This window comes from Ramlibacter cellulosilyticus (assembly GCF_014297465.1).
Classification (GTDB): Bacteria; Pseudomonadota; Gammaproteobacteria; order Burkholderiales; family Burkholderiaceae_C; genus Ramlibacter; species Ramlibacter cellulosilyticus.
In genome coordinates this window covers 422,286-439,283 of the sequence record NZ_JACORT010000001.1, presented here as the reverse complement: position 1 = coordinate 439,283, position 16,998 = coordinate 422,286, and the positions used below count along the sequence as shown (strand labels likewise).

General features: G+C 69.3%; 16 protein-coding genes and 1 tRNA gene. 11 read left to right on the top strand and 6 right to left on the bottom strand.

The window, feature by feature from the left end:
* Nucleotides 1-13 precede the first annotated feature (13 nt).
* A complete protein-coding gene (galU, locus tag H8N03_RS02120; RefSeq protein ID WP_187074468.1) occupies nt 14-910 on the top strand; it encodes a UTP--glucose-1-phosphate uridylyltransferase GalU in 897 nt (298 codons plus the stop codon).
* Here the strand turns inward: galU and H8N03_RS02115 are convergent.
* Genes H8N03_RS02115 through cysM form a run of 4 tightly spaced genes read right to left on the bottom strand, consistent with a single transcriptional unit; the run spans nt 907 to nt 3,397 of the window.
* Nucleotides 907-1,728, bottom strand: coding sequence for a D-hexose-6-phosphate mutarotase (locus H8N03_RS02115; RefSeq protein WP_187074467.1), 822 nt, complete (start codon nt 1,726-1,728; stop codon nt 907-909). The two genes, galU and H8N03_RS02115, sit on opposite strands and share 4 nt — an antisense overlap.
* Nucleotides 1,728-1,955: a sulfurtransferase TusA family protein gene (locus H8N03_RS02110; RefSeq protein ID WP_187074466.1), complete on the bottom strand. Its 228-nt coding sequence runs from the start codon at nt 1,953-1,955 to the stop codon at nt 1,728-1,730. The genes H8N03_RS02115 and H8N03_RS02110 overlap by 1 nt, the downstream gene beginning before the upstream one ends.
* Nucleotides 1,956-1,967: 12 nt before the next feature.
* Nucleotides 1,968-2,498, bottom strand: coding sequence for an NUDIX hydrolase (locus tag H8N03_RS02105; protein WP_187074465.1), 531 nt, complete (start codon nt 2,496-2,498; stop codon nt 1,968-1,970).
* Nucleotides 2,495-3,397, bottom strand: a complete 903-nt coding sequence (cysM, locus tag H8N03_RS02100) for a cysteine synthase CysM (RefSeq protein WP_187074464.1) — start codon at nt 3,395-3,397, stop codon at nt 2,495-2,497. Before cysM ends, H8N03_RS02105 begins: the two co-directional genes overlap by 4 nt.
* Before the next feature lie 42 nt (nt 3,398-3,439).
* Between cysM and H8N03_RS02095 the strand changes: the two genes are divergently transcribed.
* Together H8N03_RS02095 and H8N03_RS02090 are read left to right on the top strand one after the other, a co-directional pair.
* Nucleotides 3,440-3,526 (top strand) — tRNA-Leu (locus tag H8N03_RS02095).
* A 342-nt stretch (nt 3,527-3,868) separates the two neighbouring features.
* Nucleotides 3,869-4,969: an MraY family glycosyltransferase gene (locus tag H8N03_RS02090; RefSeq protein WP_187074463.1), complete on the top strand. Its 1,101-nt coding sequence runs from the start codon at nt 3,869-3,871 to the stop codon at nt 4,967-4,969.
* A gap of 27 nt (nt 4,970-4,996) precedes the next feature.
* Here H8N03_RS02090 and H8N03_RS02085 read toward each other — a convergent pair whose 3' ends face one another.
* The gene (locus H8N03_RS02085) at nt 4,997-5,479 is read right to left on the bottom strand and encodes an H-NS histone family protein (protein WP_255428013.1); all 483 of its coding nucleotides are present in this window, start codon (nt 5,477-5,479) and stop codon (nt 4,997-4,999) included.
* On the opposite strand from H8N03_RS02085, the gene H8N03_RS02080 reads away from it, so the two are divergent.
* The 3 genes from H8N03_RS02080 (at nt 5,478) to H8N03_RS02070 (ending at nt 8,925) form a co-directional block, all read left to right on the top strand.
* Nucleotides 5,478-6,500: a S1C family serine protease gene (locus tag H8N03_RS02080; protein ID WP_187074462.1), complete on the top strand. Its 1,023-nt coding sequence runs from the start codon at nt 5,478-5,480 to the stop codon at nt 6,498-6,500. The two genes, H8N03_RS02085 and H8N03_RS02080, sit on opposite strands and share 2 nt — an antisense overlap.
* 98 nt (nt 6,501-6,598) lie before the next feature.
* The gene (locus tag H8N03_RS02075) at nt 6,599-6,781 is read left to right on the top strand and encodes a hypothetical protein (protein WP_187074461.1); all 183 of its coding nucleotides are present in this window, start codon (nt 6,599-6,601) and stop codon (nt 6,779-6,781) included.
* A complete protein-coding gene (locus tag H8N03_RS02070) occupies nt 6,778-8,925 on the top strand; it encodes a hypothetical protein (protein ID WP_187074460.1) in 2,148 nt (715 codons plus the stop codon). Before H8N03_RS02075 ends, H8N03_RS02070 begins: the two co-directional genes overlap by 4 nt.
* 6 nt (nt 8,926-8,931) lie before the next feature.
* On the opposite strand, the gene H8N03_RS02065 is transcribed toward H8N03_RS02070, so the two are convergent.
* The gene (locus H8N03_RS02065; protein ID WP_187074459.1) at nt 8,932-9,858 is read right to left on the bottom strand and encodes an NAD-dependent epimerase/dehydratase family protein; all 927 of its coding nucleotides are present in this window, start codon (nt 9,856-9,858) and stop codon (nt 8,932-8,934) included.
* Nucleotides 9,859-9,902: 44 nt separating this feature from the next.
* Here H8N03_RS02065 and H8N03_RS02060 point away from each other — a divergent pair, with 44 nt between their 5' ends.
* The 5 genes from H8N03_RS02060 (at nt 9,903) to H8N03_RS02040 (ending at nt 16,949) form a co-directional block, all read left to right on the top strand.
* Complete coding sequence (locus tag H8N03_RS02060; RefSeq protein ID WP_187074458.1) at nt 9,903-10,949, top strand: CDP-6-deoxy-delta-3,4-glucoseen reductase; 1,047 nt, start codon at nt 9,903-9,905, stop codon at nt 10,947-10,949.
* 69 nt (nt 10,950-11,018) lie between these two features.
* Nucleotides 11,019-11,819, top strand: coding sequence for a polysaccharide biosynthesis/export family protein (locus tag H8N03_RS02055; protein ID WP_187074457.1), 801 nt, complete (start codon nt 11,019-11,021; stop codon nt 11,817-11,819).
* A gap of 65 nt (nt 11,820-11,884) precedes the next feature.
* Nucleotides 11,885-14,245 (top strand): GumC family protein, encoded by a 2,361-nt coding sequence (locus tag H8N03_RS02050; protein WP_187074456.1) that lies wholly within the window; start codon nt 11,885-11,887, stop codon nt 14,243-14,245.
* Between the two features lie 12 nt (nt 14,246-14,257).
* Nucleotides 14,258-15,766 carry a J domain-containing protein gene (locus H8N03_RS02045; protein WP_187074455.1) on the top strand — a complete coding sequence of 503 codons (1,509 nt, stop codon included), beginning with the start codon at nt 14,258-14,260 and terminating at the stop codon, nt 15,764-15,766.
* Nucleotides 15,767-15,773: 7 nt separating this feature from the next.
* Entirely contained in the window at nt 15,774-16,949 is a 1,176-nt protein-coding gene (locus H8N03_RS02040) for a hypothetical protein (protein ID WP_187074454.1), read from the top strand.
* The last annotated feature ends 49 nt before the right edge of the window (nt 16,950-16,998 follow it).

Below are 16,998 nucleotides of genomic sequence, written 5' to 3'. Positions count from 1 at the left end.
CTACAGGCGGTCGATGAAAAAGTTCACACATGTTAACAAAGCGGTGTTCCCGGTTGCGGGCCTGGGGACGCGCTTCCTGCCGGCGACCAAGGCTTCGCCGAAGGAAATGCTGCCGGTCGTCGACAAGCCGCTGATCCAGTACGCCGTCGAAGAGGCGTACGAGGCGGGCATCCGCCACATGATCTTCGTCACCGGCAAGAACAAGCGCGCCATCGAGGACCACTTCGACACCGCCTACGAGCTGGAGAACGAGCTCGAGGCCGCCGGCAAGAAGGAGCTGCTCGCCGTCGCGCGCTCCGTCATCCCCGACGACATGGACTGCTCCTACGTCCGCCAGCCGCGCGCCCTGGGCCTCGGCCATGCCGTGCTGTGCGCGGCACCGATCGTCAACGACGAACCTTTCGCCGTGCTGCTCGCCGACGACCTGATGACGGGCGGCGAAGGCAGCCCCGGCGTGCTGGCGCAGATGGTCGAGCAGTTCCTGGAGCTGCAGACGTCGATCCTCGCGGTGCAGGAGGTCCCGACCGAACACGTGAAGCGCTACGGCATCGTGGCGGGCGACCCCGTGGCGGACAGGCTCGTGAAAGTGCGGCAGATGGTGGAGAAGCCCTCGCCCGAGAACGCGCCTTCGCGGCTGGGCGTGGCCGGTCGCTACGTGCTGACGCCTGCCGTCTTCGACAAGATCCGCAACCAGCCGCGCGGCTCGGGCGGCGAGATCCAGCTCACCGACGGCATCGCGCAGCTGATCGGCAGCGAAGGCGTGCATGCCTACCGCTACCGCGGCAAGCGCTACGACTGCGGCAGCAAGGAAGGCTTCCTGGAAGCGACGGTGGAGTTCGCGCTGAAGCACCCCGAGGTGGGCGCGGCCTTCCGCGAATACCTCGGGACGCTGCGTTTCGGCGAGCGCTAGGCAAGCGCGATCCGCTGGATCCCGCTCCAGGTCTTGCCTGGCGCGAGTTCCACGGGCTGCGCGATGGCGCCAGCTTCGATGCACAGCATGCGCGGCCAGTCGTCGGCTGGCATGTCGCCGAGCCGGGTAGCCTTGGCCGGGCCCGGGTTCCACACCACCGCGTCGCGGAACCCCTGCTGCGTGACGTGCCGTGGCGGCCTGCCCGGTTCCGTCACGTCGATCGCACGGGCGGCCTCACGGTAGACGCGGTCGGTCTCGTCCGCGATGGCGAGCACCGGCTCGGTCTCGCTGCGCAAGGTGTTGCCGCCCACCATGTCCTCGTAGTCGAGGCCGCGCAGTCCGGCGATGCGCACCGCGCGCACGTCGCCCACCTGCAGGTACGTGTGCAGTGCGGCGGTGAAGGACCAGGGCGTGCGCCCGGTGTTGGCCGCCTGCAGCTCCAGCTCCAGCCAACGCGCGCCGAGCCGCGCGACCAGCACGACGCAGAACGCACGGTCCCACGGACCCGGCATGGAGGAGTCGAGCTGGAAGCGCGCTTCGGCGATGGGCGCGTGCGGGACGGGCGGCACCAGGAGCTGCCACTCCTGCGTGCGCACGAATCCGTGCTTGGGCAGCGGACCGCGTTCGGAGAACTGCGGGAAGCACACCGGCACGCCGCCGCGCACCGCGACACCGGGGGCCGGACGGGACAGCGGACTCAGGTACAGCTGCTCGCCCTCGCCTGCGGGTTGCCAGGACAGCAGTTGCGCCCCCTGCGTGCTCAGCCGCGCCTCGTCGCCCGCGCCATTGCGCAGCACGACGTCCGCGCCGGCCTGCATCAGCGCCGGCGCAGCACGTGGATGAACTCGTCGCCCACGGTCTGCTGTTCCACCAGCTCGTTGCCCGTCTGCCTGGAGAAGGCCTGGAAGTCGCGCAGCGACCCGCCGTCCGTGGAGACCACCTTCAGCAGCTGCCCGCTCTGCATGTCGGTCAGGGCCTTCTTCGCCTTCAGGATGGGCAGCGGGCAGTTCAGCCCGCGCGTGTCGATTTCCTTGTCGATCTGCATCACCGTGTCTCCTCACTCGCGGCGAGGGAGCTCCATGTACTGCGGCTCGTGGCCGCGGCTGCGCAGCCAGTCGGCCAGAGCGTGGCCGGTCCCCGCGGGCCAGCAGCGCACCTGGTCGTACGCGAACAGCTTGTAGTCCACCAGTTCGGGCGACAGCTTCACCTCGCCTTCGCACTCCGCATGGTAGGCGATGATGACCTGGTTCATGCGCTGGAAGTCGTAGACCCCGATGAGGTCCAGGGACGTGGCGCGCAGGTTCGTCTCCTCGGCGATCTCGCGCGCGATGCCGTCCTGCGGCGTCTCGCCGGCTTCCATGAAGCCGGTGATCAGCGCATACATCTTGTGGGTCCACGCTGCGTTGCGCGCGAGCAGGATGCGGTCCTGGTACTGGACGACGGCGGCGAGCACCGGCGTCGGGTTGTTCCAGTGCGTCCAGCCGCAGGCGGGGCAGCGCAGCCGCTGCTTCTCGCCGCCGTCTTCCTGCTGCGCGATCCACGCGAGCGGCGCGGCGCACTGCGGACAGAACCGCCAGGCGCCGCTCACGCGGGGAAGACTCCGGTGGAAAGGTAGCGATCGCCGCGGTCGCACACGACGAAGACGATGGTGGCGTTCTCCACCTGCCGCGCCACCTGCTGCGCGACCCAGCACGCGCCCGCTGCGGAAATGCCGCCGAAGATGCCTTCCTCGCTGGCGAGGCGGCGGCACATGTCCTCGGCGTCTTCCTGGCTCACGAGCACGAGTTCGTCCACCGCCGAAGGGTCGTAGATCTTCGGCAGGTATTCCTGCGGCCACTTGCGGATGCCGGGGATGCGCGAGCCCTCGCTCGGCTGCGCGCCGATGATGCGGATCGCGGGGTTCCTTTCCTTGAGGAAGCGCGACACGCCCGTGATGGTGCCCGTCGTGCCCATGGCGCTGACGAAGTGCGTGATGCGTCCGCCCGTCTGCTCCCACAGCTCGGGACCGGTGGTCTCGTAGTGGATACGCGGGTTGTCGGGGTTGGCGAACTGGTCGAGCACGCGGCCCTTGCCTTCGCGCTGCATGTTCTCGGCGAGGTCGCGCGCGTATTCCATGCCGCCGCTCTTGGGCGTGAGCAGCAGCTCCGCGCCGAACGCCTTCATCGTCTGCGCGCGCTCGATGGAGAGGTCCTCCGGCATGATCAGGACCATGCGGTAGCCCATGATGGCCGCGGCCATCGCGAGGGCGATGCCGGTATTGCCGGAGGTTGCCTCGATGAGGGTGTCGCCGGGCCGGATCTCGCCGCGCTCCTGCGCGCGCCGGATCATGGAAACGGCGGGCCGGTCCTTCACGGAACCGGCGGGATTGTTGCCTTCGAGCTTGCCGAGGAGGACGTTGCCGCGCTTGTGGTTGTCCGCGGCGCCGATGCGCTGCAGCGCCACCAGCGGAGTCTTGCCGATCGCGTCTTCGATCGTGGGGTAGTGCATGCACGGCACTGTGCCATAATTTCCGATTCCCCTTCCCTCGCTGCCGGAGTGGCGAAATCGGTAGACGCAGCAGACTCAAAATCTGCCGGTGGCAACACCGTCCCGGTTCGATTCCGGGCTCCGGCACCAGGCCTCGCGCCTCTCCCTTCCCTGCTTCCGCTCCAGTGACTGCAGCGCCACGCAGGCGCCCCTTTCGCACGCCGGAAGCGTTCTTAACACGCATGTAACACCCACCGGAGCGTCCTGCGGCGACACTCCAGCCCCGTCGCCGCCAACGACCTGCGCCGCGTGAGTGTTCACTGTCGAGCATGGCGTGCATTGGTACCAAAGCAGTCATATCGCATGCTCTTGGTATCGGCACCACGTCCCAGTTGCCTCGCAGGCAGGTCTGCAATAAAGTGCGTCCCTCTGTCACATTCTGTTGTGATGGAGGTTAGAACAAACCGTCTCGAGCGGCAAAAAAGGAAACGCGTGCTGTCTGTCCCTGTGCTCCTGGTCATCGCGGCGACCCTGGTCGGCTCATTTGCCGTGGCCCAGTCGCTCGTGCTGAGCGCCCACAAGCATGGGCACTTCACGATGGACCTGCCGGGGGCCGTGCAGAAGTTCCATTCGAGCCCCACGCCGCGCGTGGGCGGCATCGCGATCTACGTCGCGATGACGGGCGCGTGGATGTTCATCGCGAAGCCCGGCGAATCGGCGCTGCTCACGACGCTCCTGCTGGCCGGCATGCCGGCGCTCCTGGGCGGCCTCACCGAGGACGTGACCAAGCGCGTGAGCGTGCGCACACGCCTGCTGCTCACCATGGGCAGCGGCGGCCTCGCGGCGCTGTGGACGGGCGTGGGCCTGACGCGGGTCGACATCCCGCTGGCAGACATGCTTCTCTCCATGTGGCCCGTCGCGGTGCTGTTCACCGCGTTCGCGGTCGGCGGCGTGGCGAACTCCATCAACATCATCGACGGCTTCCACGGCCTCGCCAGCGGCACCGTGATCATCTCGTCGCTGGCGCTCTCCGCGATCGCGTACAGCGTCGGCGACGTGGCGCTCGCGAACGTGGCGCTGGTCCTCGCAGCGGCCGTCGGCGGCTTCTGGCTGGTGAACTTCCCGTGGGGCAAGCTGTTCCTGGGGGACGGCGGCGCGTACTTCTCCGGCTTCGCGCTGGCGTGGCTCTCCGTCGAACTGCTCGCGCGCAACCCCGGCGTGTCGCCGTGGGCCAGCGTCCTGCTGTGCGGCTACCCGACGATCGAGGTGGTCTACAGCATCTGGCGCCGCAGCCGCCAGCGCCGCTCCCCCGGCGAGCCGGATCGCCGCCACCTCCACAGCCTCGTCGCCACGCAGCTGGTGCAGCCGAACCTGACGGCCCTGCCCGCGAACCTGCGCAACGCGGCCGTGTCGATGGTGATGTGGATCTGCGCGATCGTGCCGGTGCTGCCCGCCGTGTTCTTCAGCGGGCGCCAGGAGATCCTGCTGCCGGCGCTGCTGCTCTGCGCCCTGGCCTACCACCTGTTCTATCGCCGCCTCGCGGTGGCGCTGGAGCCGGAGCTGGCCGAGCCCGCAGCCGACGTGCGGGCCTGAGCGCGCCCAACGCGCGCCCCGCGGCCGCTAGCGGCCGTTCTTGACGGCGAATTCCTCCAGGCTGCGGCCTTCCTGCAGCGCCTGCGTCACCCATTGCGGCTTGCGACCGCGTCCGCCGGACCAGGTCTCGCCATTCGGCCCGCGGTATTTCACGGCCGCCGGCGGGCGCGCCGATTTCGGGCGTGAATTGCCGACCGGGCCGGACCGCGCAAATCCGAGATCCGCGGCGGTCAATCCATAAAGCTCGATCTTGCGCTTGATGTCGGCAATCGCGTCGGCGATTTCCTGTTCGCGCATTCTTTCGGCTTCGGCCAGGAGCTTTTCCGCCTGCTCTTTCAATTCGAGATAAGTTGCCACGCAATTTCCTCTGGATCGGGTGCGGAGCATTATGCAAAAAACAATGCGCCATTCCGGTGCGATGTTCCCCGCCGCGGACAGGGTTCCTTTCGGCCAACTTGCCGCGCCGATTCTTTTGCCGCATTCTGGCCCGGCAACTTCGGAGAAGGCCATGTCGTTCCAGACCGTGGCGAGCCGCCTCGCCGGCGTCGTGCTCCTGGTGCTTGCGGCGGGCATGCCCGTGCGGGCCGCCACCACGCCGCAGCAGGCCAGCGTCGATGCCATCACGCGCGCGATGGAGGCCGTCGTCGGCCTGGAGGTCACCGCCGCCGACGACGCCCGTTCGGCGGAAACCCTCGGCAAGGAGCGGGAAGGTTCCGGCGTCGTGATCGGCCCGGACGGCCTGATCCTCACCATCGGCTACCTCATTCTCGAAGCCGACAGCATCCAGGTCCGCACCCACGACAACCGCGTGATCCCCGCCCGCGCGGTGGGCTACGACCAGGCCACGGGCTTCGGGCTGGTGCGCTCCGTCCTGCCGCTGCGCGGCATCCAGCCGGTCACGCTCGGCGTCGCGAAGGAGGCGCCGCTGCGCGGCGCGCTGCTCGCCGCGACGGGCGGCGAAGACGGCGGGATGGGCCTGACGCAGCTCGTGGGCATCCGTCCTTTCTCCGGCTACTGGGAGTACCACATCGACAGCGCGCTGTTCACCAGCCCGCCGCTGCGCAACCACAGTGGCGCACCCTTGTTCAACCAGCGCGGTGAACTCCTGGGCATCGGCAGCCTCTTCGTCGGCAATGCCCTCGGCGACGCGCAGCAGGTCCCGGGCAACATGTTCGTGCCGGTCGACCTGCTCAAGCCGATCCTCCCCGAGATGCAGCAGACGGGCAGCACCCGCGTGAGCCGGCGGCCCTGGCTGGGCCTCAGCTCCACGGAGCAAGGCGGGCGCATCCGGATCGTGCGCGTCAATCGGGACAGTCCCGCACAGGACGCGGGGCTGGTGGTCGGCGACTTCGTGCTCGCGATCGATGGCGAGAAGGTGACGACCCTCGAAGGTTTCTACAAGAAGCTGTGGGCACGCCCCGAGCCGGAAAGTGAGGTGCAACTCACGGTCCTCCACGGCGCCGAGGTGCTGCAGGTGACGGTGCGGGCGGTGGATCGCATGAAGACGATCCGCAAGCCGGCCGGCATCTGAACTGACAGCCGCGTCCGACAGTCCCTACGGATAAAACCTGACAGGGATCCGCGCCGCGGTCCTTAGCCTTGGCACTCGGCATTCGGAAGGGGGAGTTCATGTCGGCGGAAGTACCCGGGTCCACACGGTCGACGGCCGCGCCGGGCGGTTGGCGGCCGTGGCTGCGCGTCGCGCTGGCCGCAGGCGCGCTGCTGCTCCTGTCGGAAGCGATCTGGCTCTGGCAGACCTGGCCCGTGCGCGAGTTGCTGCAACCCGTGCCCGCGACGACGAAATCCCCATGACGTCGCCGCTCCATCGCGCGCGCGAGCTGCTGCGCGGCCGGTCTCCCTGGCTCACGCTGGCGTGGCTGCTGCTCGCTGCGTGGGCGCTTGCCATCCTCGCGGCGGCCGTGCAACTGGACGGATGGCGCCAGGACCTCTCGCGCACCCTGCTGCAGCTCAATGCGGATGCGCGCTTCCGTGCCCGCGCCCACACCCGCGAGGCCGTGGATCCGGAGTGGTACCGGCGCAAGGCGCTGGCGCTGCTCACGGCGACGGAAAGGCTGCAGCAGGACGCTGCGTGGACGATATTCCTCCCGGGTTCCTGGCGCCCCTTCGACAACCTCGAGGAACAGGTGCAGGCGCGGCTTGCGCGCGAGTTCGGCGACATCGTGGTGGAGACCCTCAGGCGCGAGCTCTACGCGCGCGCGGGCCAGCTGACCGGCGTGCCGCTGGTGCGCGGCTCGGGCGACCTGCAGATGGGGGTCGAATGCCAGTCGCCCGTGCCGCAGAACCTGGAGCGCCGACTGACCGCGGCCGCCGAGGACCTGCCCGAGTTCGTGGCGGTCGCCGACTACGTCGCCAACGTCGAACGGCTCGATGGCGCGGTGCAGTCCTTCCTCTCGCTGCAGTACGCGGGCGGCCAGCCCGAGCAACTGCGCAAGCTCGTGGCCTACACCCTGGGCAAGGAGCTGCCTGGCGCGCTCGAAGGCGCCGTGCGCATGTTCCAGGGCAGCGAGGAAGTGAGCATCGAGCCGGTGCTGATGCAGTCGCGCCTGCAGTGGGCCACGCGCTGCTCGCTGTCCAAGGCGATGGGCGCGCTGCACACGCGCCTGCTCAACACCAACGACCTGTTCGCCCTGGAACAGGGGTACGTGGAGCGCAGCACCGGCCTCTTCGAGCCTTCGACCCGCGCGGTGGCGTTCGACCGCACGCTGGAGCGCTACAAGGCGGTGCATGCCCTGCTGGAAGACCAGAACGCGCTGCTGTCGAAGGGGCGCAACGACTGGATGCGGCAGGGGACGCTGCAGCTCGGGAGCGCCTACCAGGACGTCCTGCGGCGCATCGAGCGCACGCGCCTGTTCGGGCCCGAGACCCTGCAGCAGCTGCAAGGCCAGTCCGGCGCGGCCTTCATCGAGTTCCGGCGCCAGTTCGAGATCGCCTTCGGCGGCCACGGCGAGCCGGGGATCGTCTGGCTGGCCGCCGAGAACCGCTTCGGGCTCTCCTCCGAGCGCGCCGCCTTGCGCGCGGGACTTTCGGCGCTGCTGAAGACGTCCTTCATGGCGGAGACAGCCGTACCGCATCCGGCGGGCAAGGACGTCCGCGAGGCGGGCACCCTTCCCAAGGTGCTGCAGGAAGCGCGCGCCCTGGCTTCCGAGCGCGCGCGCGCCGTCGCGGAGGTCCTGCCCCTCTTCCCTCCGCACGCGCAGCCCGTGGTCGCGCGCGTGGTGGACGCACGCGTGTCCGAGCTGATCTACCAGCGCGCGTTCCGGATCGTCAAGGCGGCCTGGCCGTCGGATGCGAAAGGCCCGCTGGACACCGCCGCATTCCGCCAGCAGCGCGAGCAGGTGCTCGCCCTGCAGGCGGTGCTCAAGGAGACGGGCGGCGGCGGGCTCGGCGATCGCCTCGTCGCGACGCTCGACGGCGAACTGGTGCGCCGGCTGGCGGCGCTGCAGGACGACTGGCGCCAGCAGCCGCTGCAGGACCCGCGGGTCAGCGACTTCAGCTGGTGGCAGGGCGACCCGCTGCCGCTCGCGCAGGCGCTCGGGGCGGCGGACCCCGGCTCGCCCGTGCCGCCCTCGTTCAGCCGCACGGCCACGCGCCTCGACCTGCTGGTGCAGCAGGCGAAGCCGCTGCTCGCGCTGGGCAGCCCCGCGCTCGCCGCCGATCCCGCGGCGGCCCGCTGGCTGCAGCTGCAGGCCGAACTGGAGCGCTATGCGGCACGTTCGAGCGACAGCAGCCTGCTGCGCCTGGAACGCTACGTGGCGGCCGTCGGCCCCGACCTGCGCCGCGACAACTGCGCGGAGCGGCTGGCGACCGCGGCACCCGCACTGGACGGCGACGACGAGATCGCGCGCCGCCACCGGCAGTTGCACCAGGCGCTTTCCCAGCGCTGCCACGAGCTGCGCGCCGAGGCTGCGCTCACGGGCGCATCGCTCACGCAGTAGGACCGCTCAGGCGCGCAGGCCGCTGTCCACCGTCGCGTGCCGCAGGCGGACGCGCAGTTCCTTCTTCATGCGCGTGTTGTCCAGCCGGCGCGACTCGCCCATGAAGCTCAGGACCACGAGCGGCAGCTGCTCCTGCGCGGTGTGGCGCGGGACGCGCGGCGGGCGTGGCAGCCCGTACAGGTCCGCGGCCAGGTCGAAGTAGTCGCCCATCTTCAGCTCGCTGTCGTCGCTCGCGTTGTAGACGCGCTGGGGCCGGCCGCGCCACAAGGCGGCCAGCACCGCGCGGGCGAGGTCGTCGGCGTGGATGTGGTTGGTGTAGACGTCGTCCTCGGGCACCAGCACGGGCGTGCCCCGCAAGAGCCGCTCGCGCGGCGTGCCGCCGGCGCGGTCCGGCGCATAGATGCCGGGGATGCGCAGCACGCTGGTGCGCGCCCCCGTGCCGCGGCCGAAGAAGCGCACCTGCCGCTCCGCGTCGACCCGGCGCTGCGCGCGCGGCGTGCGCGGCGACAGGACGCGCTCCTCCGCGACGCGCTCGCCGGCGCAGTCGCCGTACACGCCGCTCGTGGAGGCATAGACCAGGACTTGCGGCGGCTCGCGCAGGCGCAGCACGCGCAGCAGGTCCCGCGTGCGCGGATCGCGCCACCACGCCTCGGCGGCGTCCGGGGGCGGCGGCGCCAGGTGCACGACGCGATGCGCCAGGCCGGCCAGCCGGACCAGGCTGGCGCGCTCGTCGAGGTTGCCTCGCAGCGGCACGATGCCGGCGGCGCGCAGTGCCGGCACGCGCTCGGGCGACGAGGTCAGGGCCAGCACGCGCACCCGAGGCGGCAGGGCGCGCGCGGTGCGCAGGCCCACGTCGCCGCAACCGGCGATGAGCACGCGCAGGCGGCGGAAGCGGCCGGGCAGCGCGCCGAGGGGGGTCTGGTTTGAGGGCAAAATCCTGCCAGCGACGACGAAAAGAGCCCAAGGATATCCAAAGCATGACAGCCGCCACCGGCAGCGCCGGCCCCTTCCAGATCACCGTGCAGCCCAGCGGCCGCGCGTTTTCCGCCGACGGCGGCGAGGCGATCCTCGCGGCGGCCATCCGGCAGGGCGTAGGCATGCCGTACGGCTGCAAGGACGGCGCGTGCGGCTCGTGCAAGTGCAAGAAGCTCGAGGGCACGGTCGTCCACGGCCCGCACCAGAGCAAGGCGCTCTCCGAAGAGGAGGAAGCGAAGGGGCTGATCCTCACCTGCTGCGCCGTTCCCCAGTCGGACGTGGTCCTGGAGTCGCGCCAGGTGACCGACGAAAGCGCCTTCCCGGTGCGCAAGATGCCCTCCCGCGTGAGCTCGCTCGAGAAGGTCTCGCACGACGTGATGATCGTGAAGCTGCAGCTGCCGGCCAACGACACGATGCGGTACCACGCAGGCCAGTACATCGAGTTCATCCTGCGGGACGGCGCCCGCCGCAGCTACTCCATGGCCAACGCGCCGCACAACGGCCCGGGGGTCGAACTGCACATCCGGCACATGCCGGGGGGCAAGTTCACGGACCACGTCTTCACCGCGATGAAGGAGAAGGAGATCCTGCGGGTGGAAGGGCCGTTCGGCAGCTTCTTCCTGCGCGAGGATTCGGACAAGCCGATGATCCTGCTCGCCTCGGGCACGGGCTTCGCGCCGGTCAAGGCGCTGATCGAGCACATGCAGTCCAAGGGCATCCAGCGCCCCGCCACGCTGTACTGGGGCGGACGCCGGCCGGGCGATCTTTACATGGACGCCTGGGTGCGCGAGCGCCTGATCGACCTGCCGCAACTGAAGTACGTGCCGGTGGTCTCCAATGCGCTGCCCGAAGACAACTGGACCGGCCGCACCGGCTTCGTCCACAAGGCGGTGATGGAGGATTACCCTGATCTTTCGGGCCACCAGGTGTACGCATGCGGGGCTCCGATCGTCGTAGATTCGGCGCGTGCGGACTACAGTGCGCACTGCGGGTTGCCTCCGGAGGAATTTTTCGCGGATTCCTTCACCTCCGAAGCCGACAAGCATTAAGGCGCCAGCCTCCGTTCTTGGAAGGGAAGCGCGACTTCCCTAGAATTTCCCTTTTACCTCGGGGGATGTATGTCCTCGATCATCCACAAATACGCGCTCGCGACAGCCTGGCTGTTCATTTCCACAGTTTCCGCGGCGCAGACGTCCACGGGTGTGCAGTTGCAGGGCGGAAGCCCGGGCTCCCCGGCGGACGGCATGTTCCGGCCCGCGGGATCCCAGCCACAGCAGATCCGCCAGGAGCCGGAGCAACAGGCCAAGCCGGCCATGGAGCCGTCCCAGCCATCCGCCGTCTACACGATCGGCCGGGAATACCGGATCGGGCCGAACGACCTGCTGGAAATCGAGATCCTGAACCTGGAGAACGCCAAGCGCACCGTGCGGGTCAACGCCGCCGGCGCGATCACCCTGCCCCTCATCGGCGCGGTGATCGTGGCGGGCCTCACGCAGCAGGAAGTGGAAGGCCACCTCGCCAACCTGTACGGGGACAAGTACCTGCAGGATCCGCAGGTTTCCGTGTTCATCAAGGAATTCACCACGGAGCGCATCACCGTGGACGGCGCCGTCGCGAAGCCGGGCATCTATCCCCTGGTCGGCCAGATGACGCTCCTGCGCGTGCTGGCCCTCGCCGGCGGGTTCGCCCAGATCGCCAGGCGCGACCAGGTGATGCTCTTCCGGCAAGGCGATGGCGGGGAGCGCCAGGTCGCCACGTTCGACATCGAAAAGATCCGGGCCGGGCAGCAGCCCGATCCCCCCATCCGCGGGGATGACCTGATCGTGGTGCAGCGTGATTCGACCCGGGCGGCGATCACCGATTCCGTGTTCCGCGACGTGCTCAACGTCGTGAATCCGTTCTACTGGATAGGCAGGTAAGCTTTCGACTTCCTGTGATGCCGTCGGGTGATCCGCCGGACCGCCCGACCAACAACAGCAAGACCATGGCAGCTTCCGAAATCTCCCGCGACGACACCTCCGGCTTCGCCCCGACCATCTCCAACGAGCTGGCGGTGCGCCAGTCGTACCAGCTCCAGACGGGGCTCGCGCGGCCGGAGGAGGAGCACGTCGCGGACGACTCCCTCACGCTGACGGACATCGGCCGGATCATCCTCAAGCACAAGTGGACGCTGCTGGTGGTGATCGCGCTGGCCTGCACGGCCGCGGTCGTGCGCACGCTCCTGAGCACGCCGATCTACCGGTCCACGGTGATCCTCCAGATCGACCGCGCCTCCCCCCGTGTCGTGCGCTTCGAGAACGATCCGGAACAGGAGCGCCTCGGAAGCGACGACGCCATCGCCATGCGCACGCAGCAGGAACTGCTGAAAAGCCGCTCGCTGGCGGAACGCGTGATCGACGAACTGCGGCTGGACCGCTCCACGCCGAGCGGGGACAAGGCGCTGGATCTCTCGGTGTCCACCGCGCCGGTCGCCGCCGGGGATTCCGCCGATCCGGCGGCGGAGCAGCAGCCCGAGGAGAAGGGCGACTATCTCGACCGCCTCATCAACGGCTACCGCAAGATGACGAGTCCCAGCGTCGACAAGGTCGAAGTGCTGGGACGGGAATCCGTGGTCCGGCGCTTCCTCGACGCGCTCACGATCGAGCCGGTGCGCAGCTCGCGCCTGGTGAAGGTCCACGTCGACAACACGGACCCGAAGCTCGCCGCGCGCATCGCGAATTCCACGGTGCAGGCCTTCATCGCCATGGGCATGGAGCGCCGGCTGGAGGCCACGTCGTACGCCAAGAGCTTCCTCGAAGACCAGATCAAGCAGGTGAAGGCGAAGCTCGAGGACTCCGAGCGGCGCCTGAATGCCTATGCGCAGAGCAACCAGATCCTGACCATCGACGACAAGACGAGCGCCGTGGGCATGACGTACACGGATTTCGCGGCGGCGCTGGCCAAGGCGGAACAGGAGCGCATCCGCGCCGAGACGGTGCTCGCGGAAGTGAAGCGCAACCCCGAAGCGTCGACGGCGGTCGTCGAGAACAAGACGATCCAGACCTTCAAGGAGCGTCGCGCCAAGCTGATGATCGACTACCAGGAGAACCTCCGGATCTTCAAGCCGGACTATCCGAAGATGATCCAGCTGAAGGCGCAGATCACGGAGATGGACTCCCAGATCAAGGAGGAGATCACCAACGTGGTCGGCAGCCTCTCGGCGTCGCGCGACGCGGCGGCGAAGCAGGAGGAAGTGCTCAAGGCGAGGGTCAACGAGACGCTCAACCAGGTCCTGACCAAGCAGGGCCAGAGCATCGACCTGAACCTGCTGAAGCGCGAAGTGGACACCAACCGGCAGCTCTATGACAACCTGCTGCAGCGGTTCAAGGAGCTCGGTGTCTCCGCGAACATCATGAGCAACAACGTGTCCGTCGTGGATGCGGCGGAGCCGTCGCTGTTCCCGTACAAGCCGAACCTGCTGGTGAACCTGCTGATCGGCCTCGTGGCGGGTGTCCTCCTCGGTGCCGCGATCGTCATCGGCCTGGAGGTCGTCGACGATTCCATCAAGTACCCCGACGAAGTGGAACGGGTGCTGGGGCTGCCGCTCATGGGCATCATCCCGAAGCTCAATCGCAAGCGCGGCAGCACCACGCCGGTCGCGATGGAAGTGCACGAGGACCCGCGATCGACGGTGGCGGAGGCGTATCGCTCCGTGCGGACGGCGTTGCAGTTCTCCACGCCCGAGGGCGCGCCCAAGCGCCTCGTCATCACCAGCACGACGCGCAACGAAGGCAAGAGCACGACCTCGCTGTCGCTGGCGATCAACTTCGCGCAGATGGGGCAGCGCGTGCTGCTGATCGACGCGGACATGCGCAACCCGACGATCCACAAGTTCCTGGGCATTCCCAACGACTTCGGCCTGTCGAACCTGCTATCGAGCGACAACCGCGGCGACAAGATGATCACGCCGACGGTGATCCCGAACCTGTCCGTGCTGACGGCCGGCCCGATCCCGCCGAATCCGGTGGACCTGCTGACCGGCCCCAAGCTGCTCCTGCTCCTGAACATCACCGCCGCCCTGGGCATCGACTACGTGATCGTCGATGCGCCCCCGATGCTGGGGCTGGCCGACGCGGTGGTGCTCGGCAACCAGCTGCAGAACGTGCTGTACGTCGTGCGCGCGGGCAGCACCCGCCGCGCGCAGATCAAGAGCGCGCTGCGGCGCCTGCGCCAGGCGGGGCTGGTGCCGCGCGGGGCGGTCCTCACGCAGACGCTGCAACATGCGTTGCCGCAGGACTACGAGTCCTACTATGGCTATACCGCGGAAGGGGCCACTCCCAATGCAGCGCTGCCCCGGGCCCGGTAAGCTCGGGCAGCGATGAAAGCCTCCGAGCCAGCGGCTCCCACCACGCCGAGCGTCCCGGCAGCCCTGCTCGATTACTTCGAGGCGCCGGGCAAGTACCAGCTGACCCTGCGCCAGCCCGCGGTGCTTTTCGCCTCGGTGCGGGAGATCCTGCAACTCGCCTCGGGCCGGGGGTCGGCCGACGCGCCCCAGTCGCCCAAGCTGCGGGAGGCAGCGAGCTTCTTCCTCCGGGCAGCCTTGCTCTACCCGGGTGCCGACCACTACGCCCTGCTCGGCCTCCCGCCCGGAGAAGCCACTTCCGACCTCAAGGAACGCTACCGGCTGCTGATGCGGTTGATCCACCCGGACTACGCCGCGGGTGCAGCGATCGCGTGGCCGGACGATGCGGCGGTTCGCGTGAACCGCGCGTACGAGGTGCTCTCCTCGCCCGTGCTGCGGCGCGAGTACGACGAGCAGCTCGCCAGCCTGCGCACGCGACGCCCCGTCGCACCGGAGGCGCCGGTGCGCCCGCGTGCCGTGGCGCCGCGGCCTGCGCCGCGTCCGGCAACCGTGCGGCGGCCGGTCGGTCGCAAGCTGGCTTGGGTGCTCGGTGCGGCGGCGCTGATCCCGGCGGGCATCCTGCTCATGTCCGGCGGCGAGCCCGAGCACCTGGTGCAGCGTCCGCGCGCACGTCCTGCCGCTCCAGCTCCTGCGCCCAGCGTGGCTTCCCTGGCGACGCCGTCCGCGGTACCTGCAACTCCGTCGCAGCCCGCCCCCAGCGTGCAGCCCGACGCGAACCTTGCCGCGCCCGCTCCGGTTCCTGCGGCTTCGCCCGCATTGCCCGGACCCGAAATCGTCCAGGGCGCAGCAGCGCAGCCGGCTGCCTCCGCACGTGCGGTGCCGAACGAAGTCGCTCTTGTGCGGCCGATGCCGGCGCCGCCGCTCCGGCCGCCAGTTCCTCCGACCGCGGGTGCAATGCCGGTGGCAGCACCGGCCATCGCGAGGCCTGCCGTCCTGGAGACGCCGCCGACCAGGCCCGCCGAGGCCGTGGCAGCCGTGGCCATGACCGCGCCCGAGCCGCGGCCGCTCCCGCCGATGCCTGCTTCCGCAGCGCCGCTGGCGCCCGTGGCCACCGCGGCGCCAGCAAGCAGGATGACCGTGACCCTCGCCCTTCCGCAAGTACCGGCACCGACGCTGGAAGACGCACAGCCCCTCCTCACGCAATTGCTGCAGGTGCTGGAAACCGGAAACGGCGACCAGGTGCTCCGCCTGCTGGACAGCGACGCGCGCGTCCAGCCCGGCGCGCAGGCGCTCTCGCGCCAGTACGAACAGATGGTGCGGGGCGGGCGCCCGATCCGCCTCTCGCAGGTGGATTTCACGGCCGAACCGCGCGAGGGCGGCACCCTGCTGGTGACCGGCCGCATCCGCCTGCATGCCGGGGAGCCGACCATCGGCTCCTTCGGGCAGAAGCTCGTCCTCCGCGCGGAATTCGCCCAGCGCAGCGGGAAGGTGCACCTCACCGGGCTCGGCACCGCGCCGGATTGAACGAGAGATGACCGAAGCACCGAGGCGCTGGATCGTTGGCCTGTCTGCCGCCGTGGCGGTGGCGGCCCTCTACTACGTGACGGCGTCCGCGCACCTGCGCGCCTCCTGCGTGGAGCGCGATACGCCGTACATCCCGCTCTGCGCGGAGACTCCCGTGCAGGGCGAAGAGGCTGCCGCGGCGTTCAAGGACAGGATTGCCCGCAACCCGGGGGACTCCACCGCCTGGTCGGGGCTGCTCGTGAGCGAAGGGCTGCCGGACCCGTACGCGGTGCTGCCCGGCGCCACGCTGACCTCGCCCCACAACCACAGCGTGTCGCGCTGGAAGGCCGCGCAGGCGCTGGAAGGCGGGCGCACGGAAGAAGCCGTCGCGCAGATCATCGAGATCCTTCGCTACCGGCGCTCGCCGGACACCGCGCGCGTGCTGGCGCAGTTCGCGGCGCAGCCCAATGGCCTCGAGTTGCTGCGTCCGCACCTGAAGACGGCCAACGAGTGGCTGCCGCAGGTCCTGGATGCCAGCGAGAAGCTGAAGCAGGAGCCCGGCGAACTGCTGCCCGTCATGGCCGCAGCGATCCGGGAGGCGCCGATCCCGGCACGCTACGTGCGGCGCTACATGCGCGTGCTGAAGAATGCGGGGCAGTGGCTCGATGCGTACGGCCTGTGGGTCGCGCTGCACAAGGAACTCGTGCCGCTCCTCTACAACTCCGGGTTCGACCAGCCCTTCCAGCCGGAGGGCTTCGACTGGGAGTTGAACAATGCGCCGCGCACGAAATCAGGCGCCCTGATCGAGCAGGACACCGTCGCCCGGCGGGGCCTTGTCCTCGACGTGGAATTCACCGGCAAGCCCTTCGCCCCGCCGCTCGTGCGGCAGTTCGTCTTCTCTCCTCCGGGCACCTACCGGCTGAAAGGCGAGTTCATGGGCACGCGGGTGCGTTCCGAGCAGGGGCTCGCCTGGTTCGTGCGCTGCCTGGGGAACCAGGCAACGGACCTCGGGCGGTCGGAGTCGCTGCTCGATACCGGCGGTGTCTGGAAGTCGCTGGAGGTCGAGTTCACCGTTCCCGACGCCTGCGGTCCCGTGGTGAGCCTGGAACTGAGGCCAGCGGCCGCCTTCGAGGCCCGGACCGGCATCCGCGGCCACTACTCCTTCGACGCGTTCAGCCTCGCCAGGGCCATGCCCTCCCAGTGAAAATTCACGCGTGCGGCGGCTCGACCGTGTTATATTGGCCATACCCATA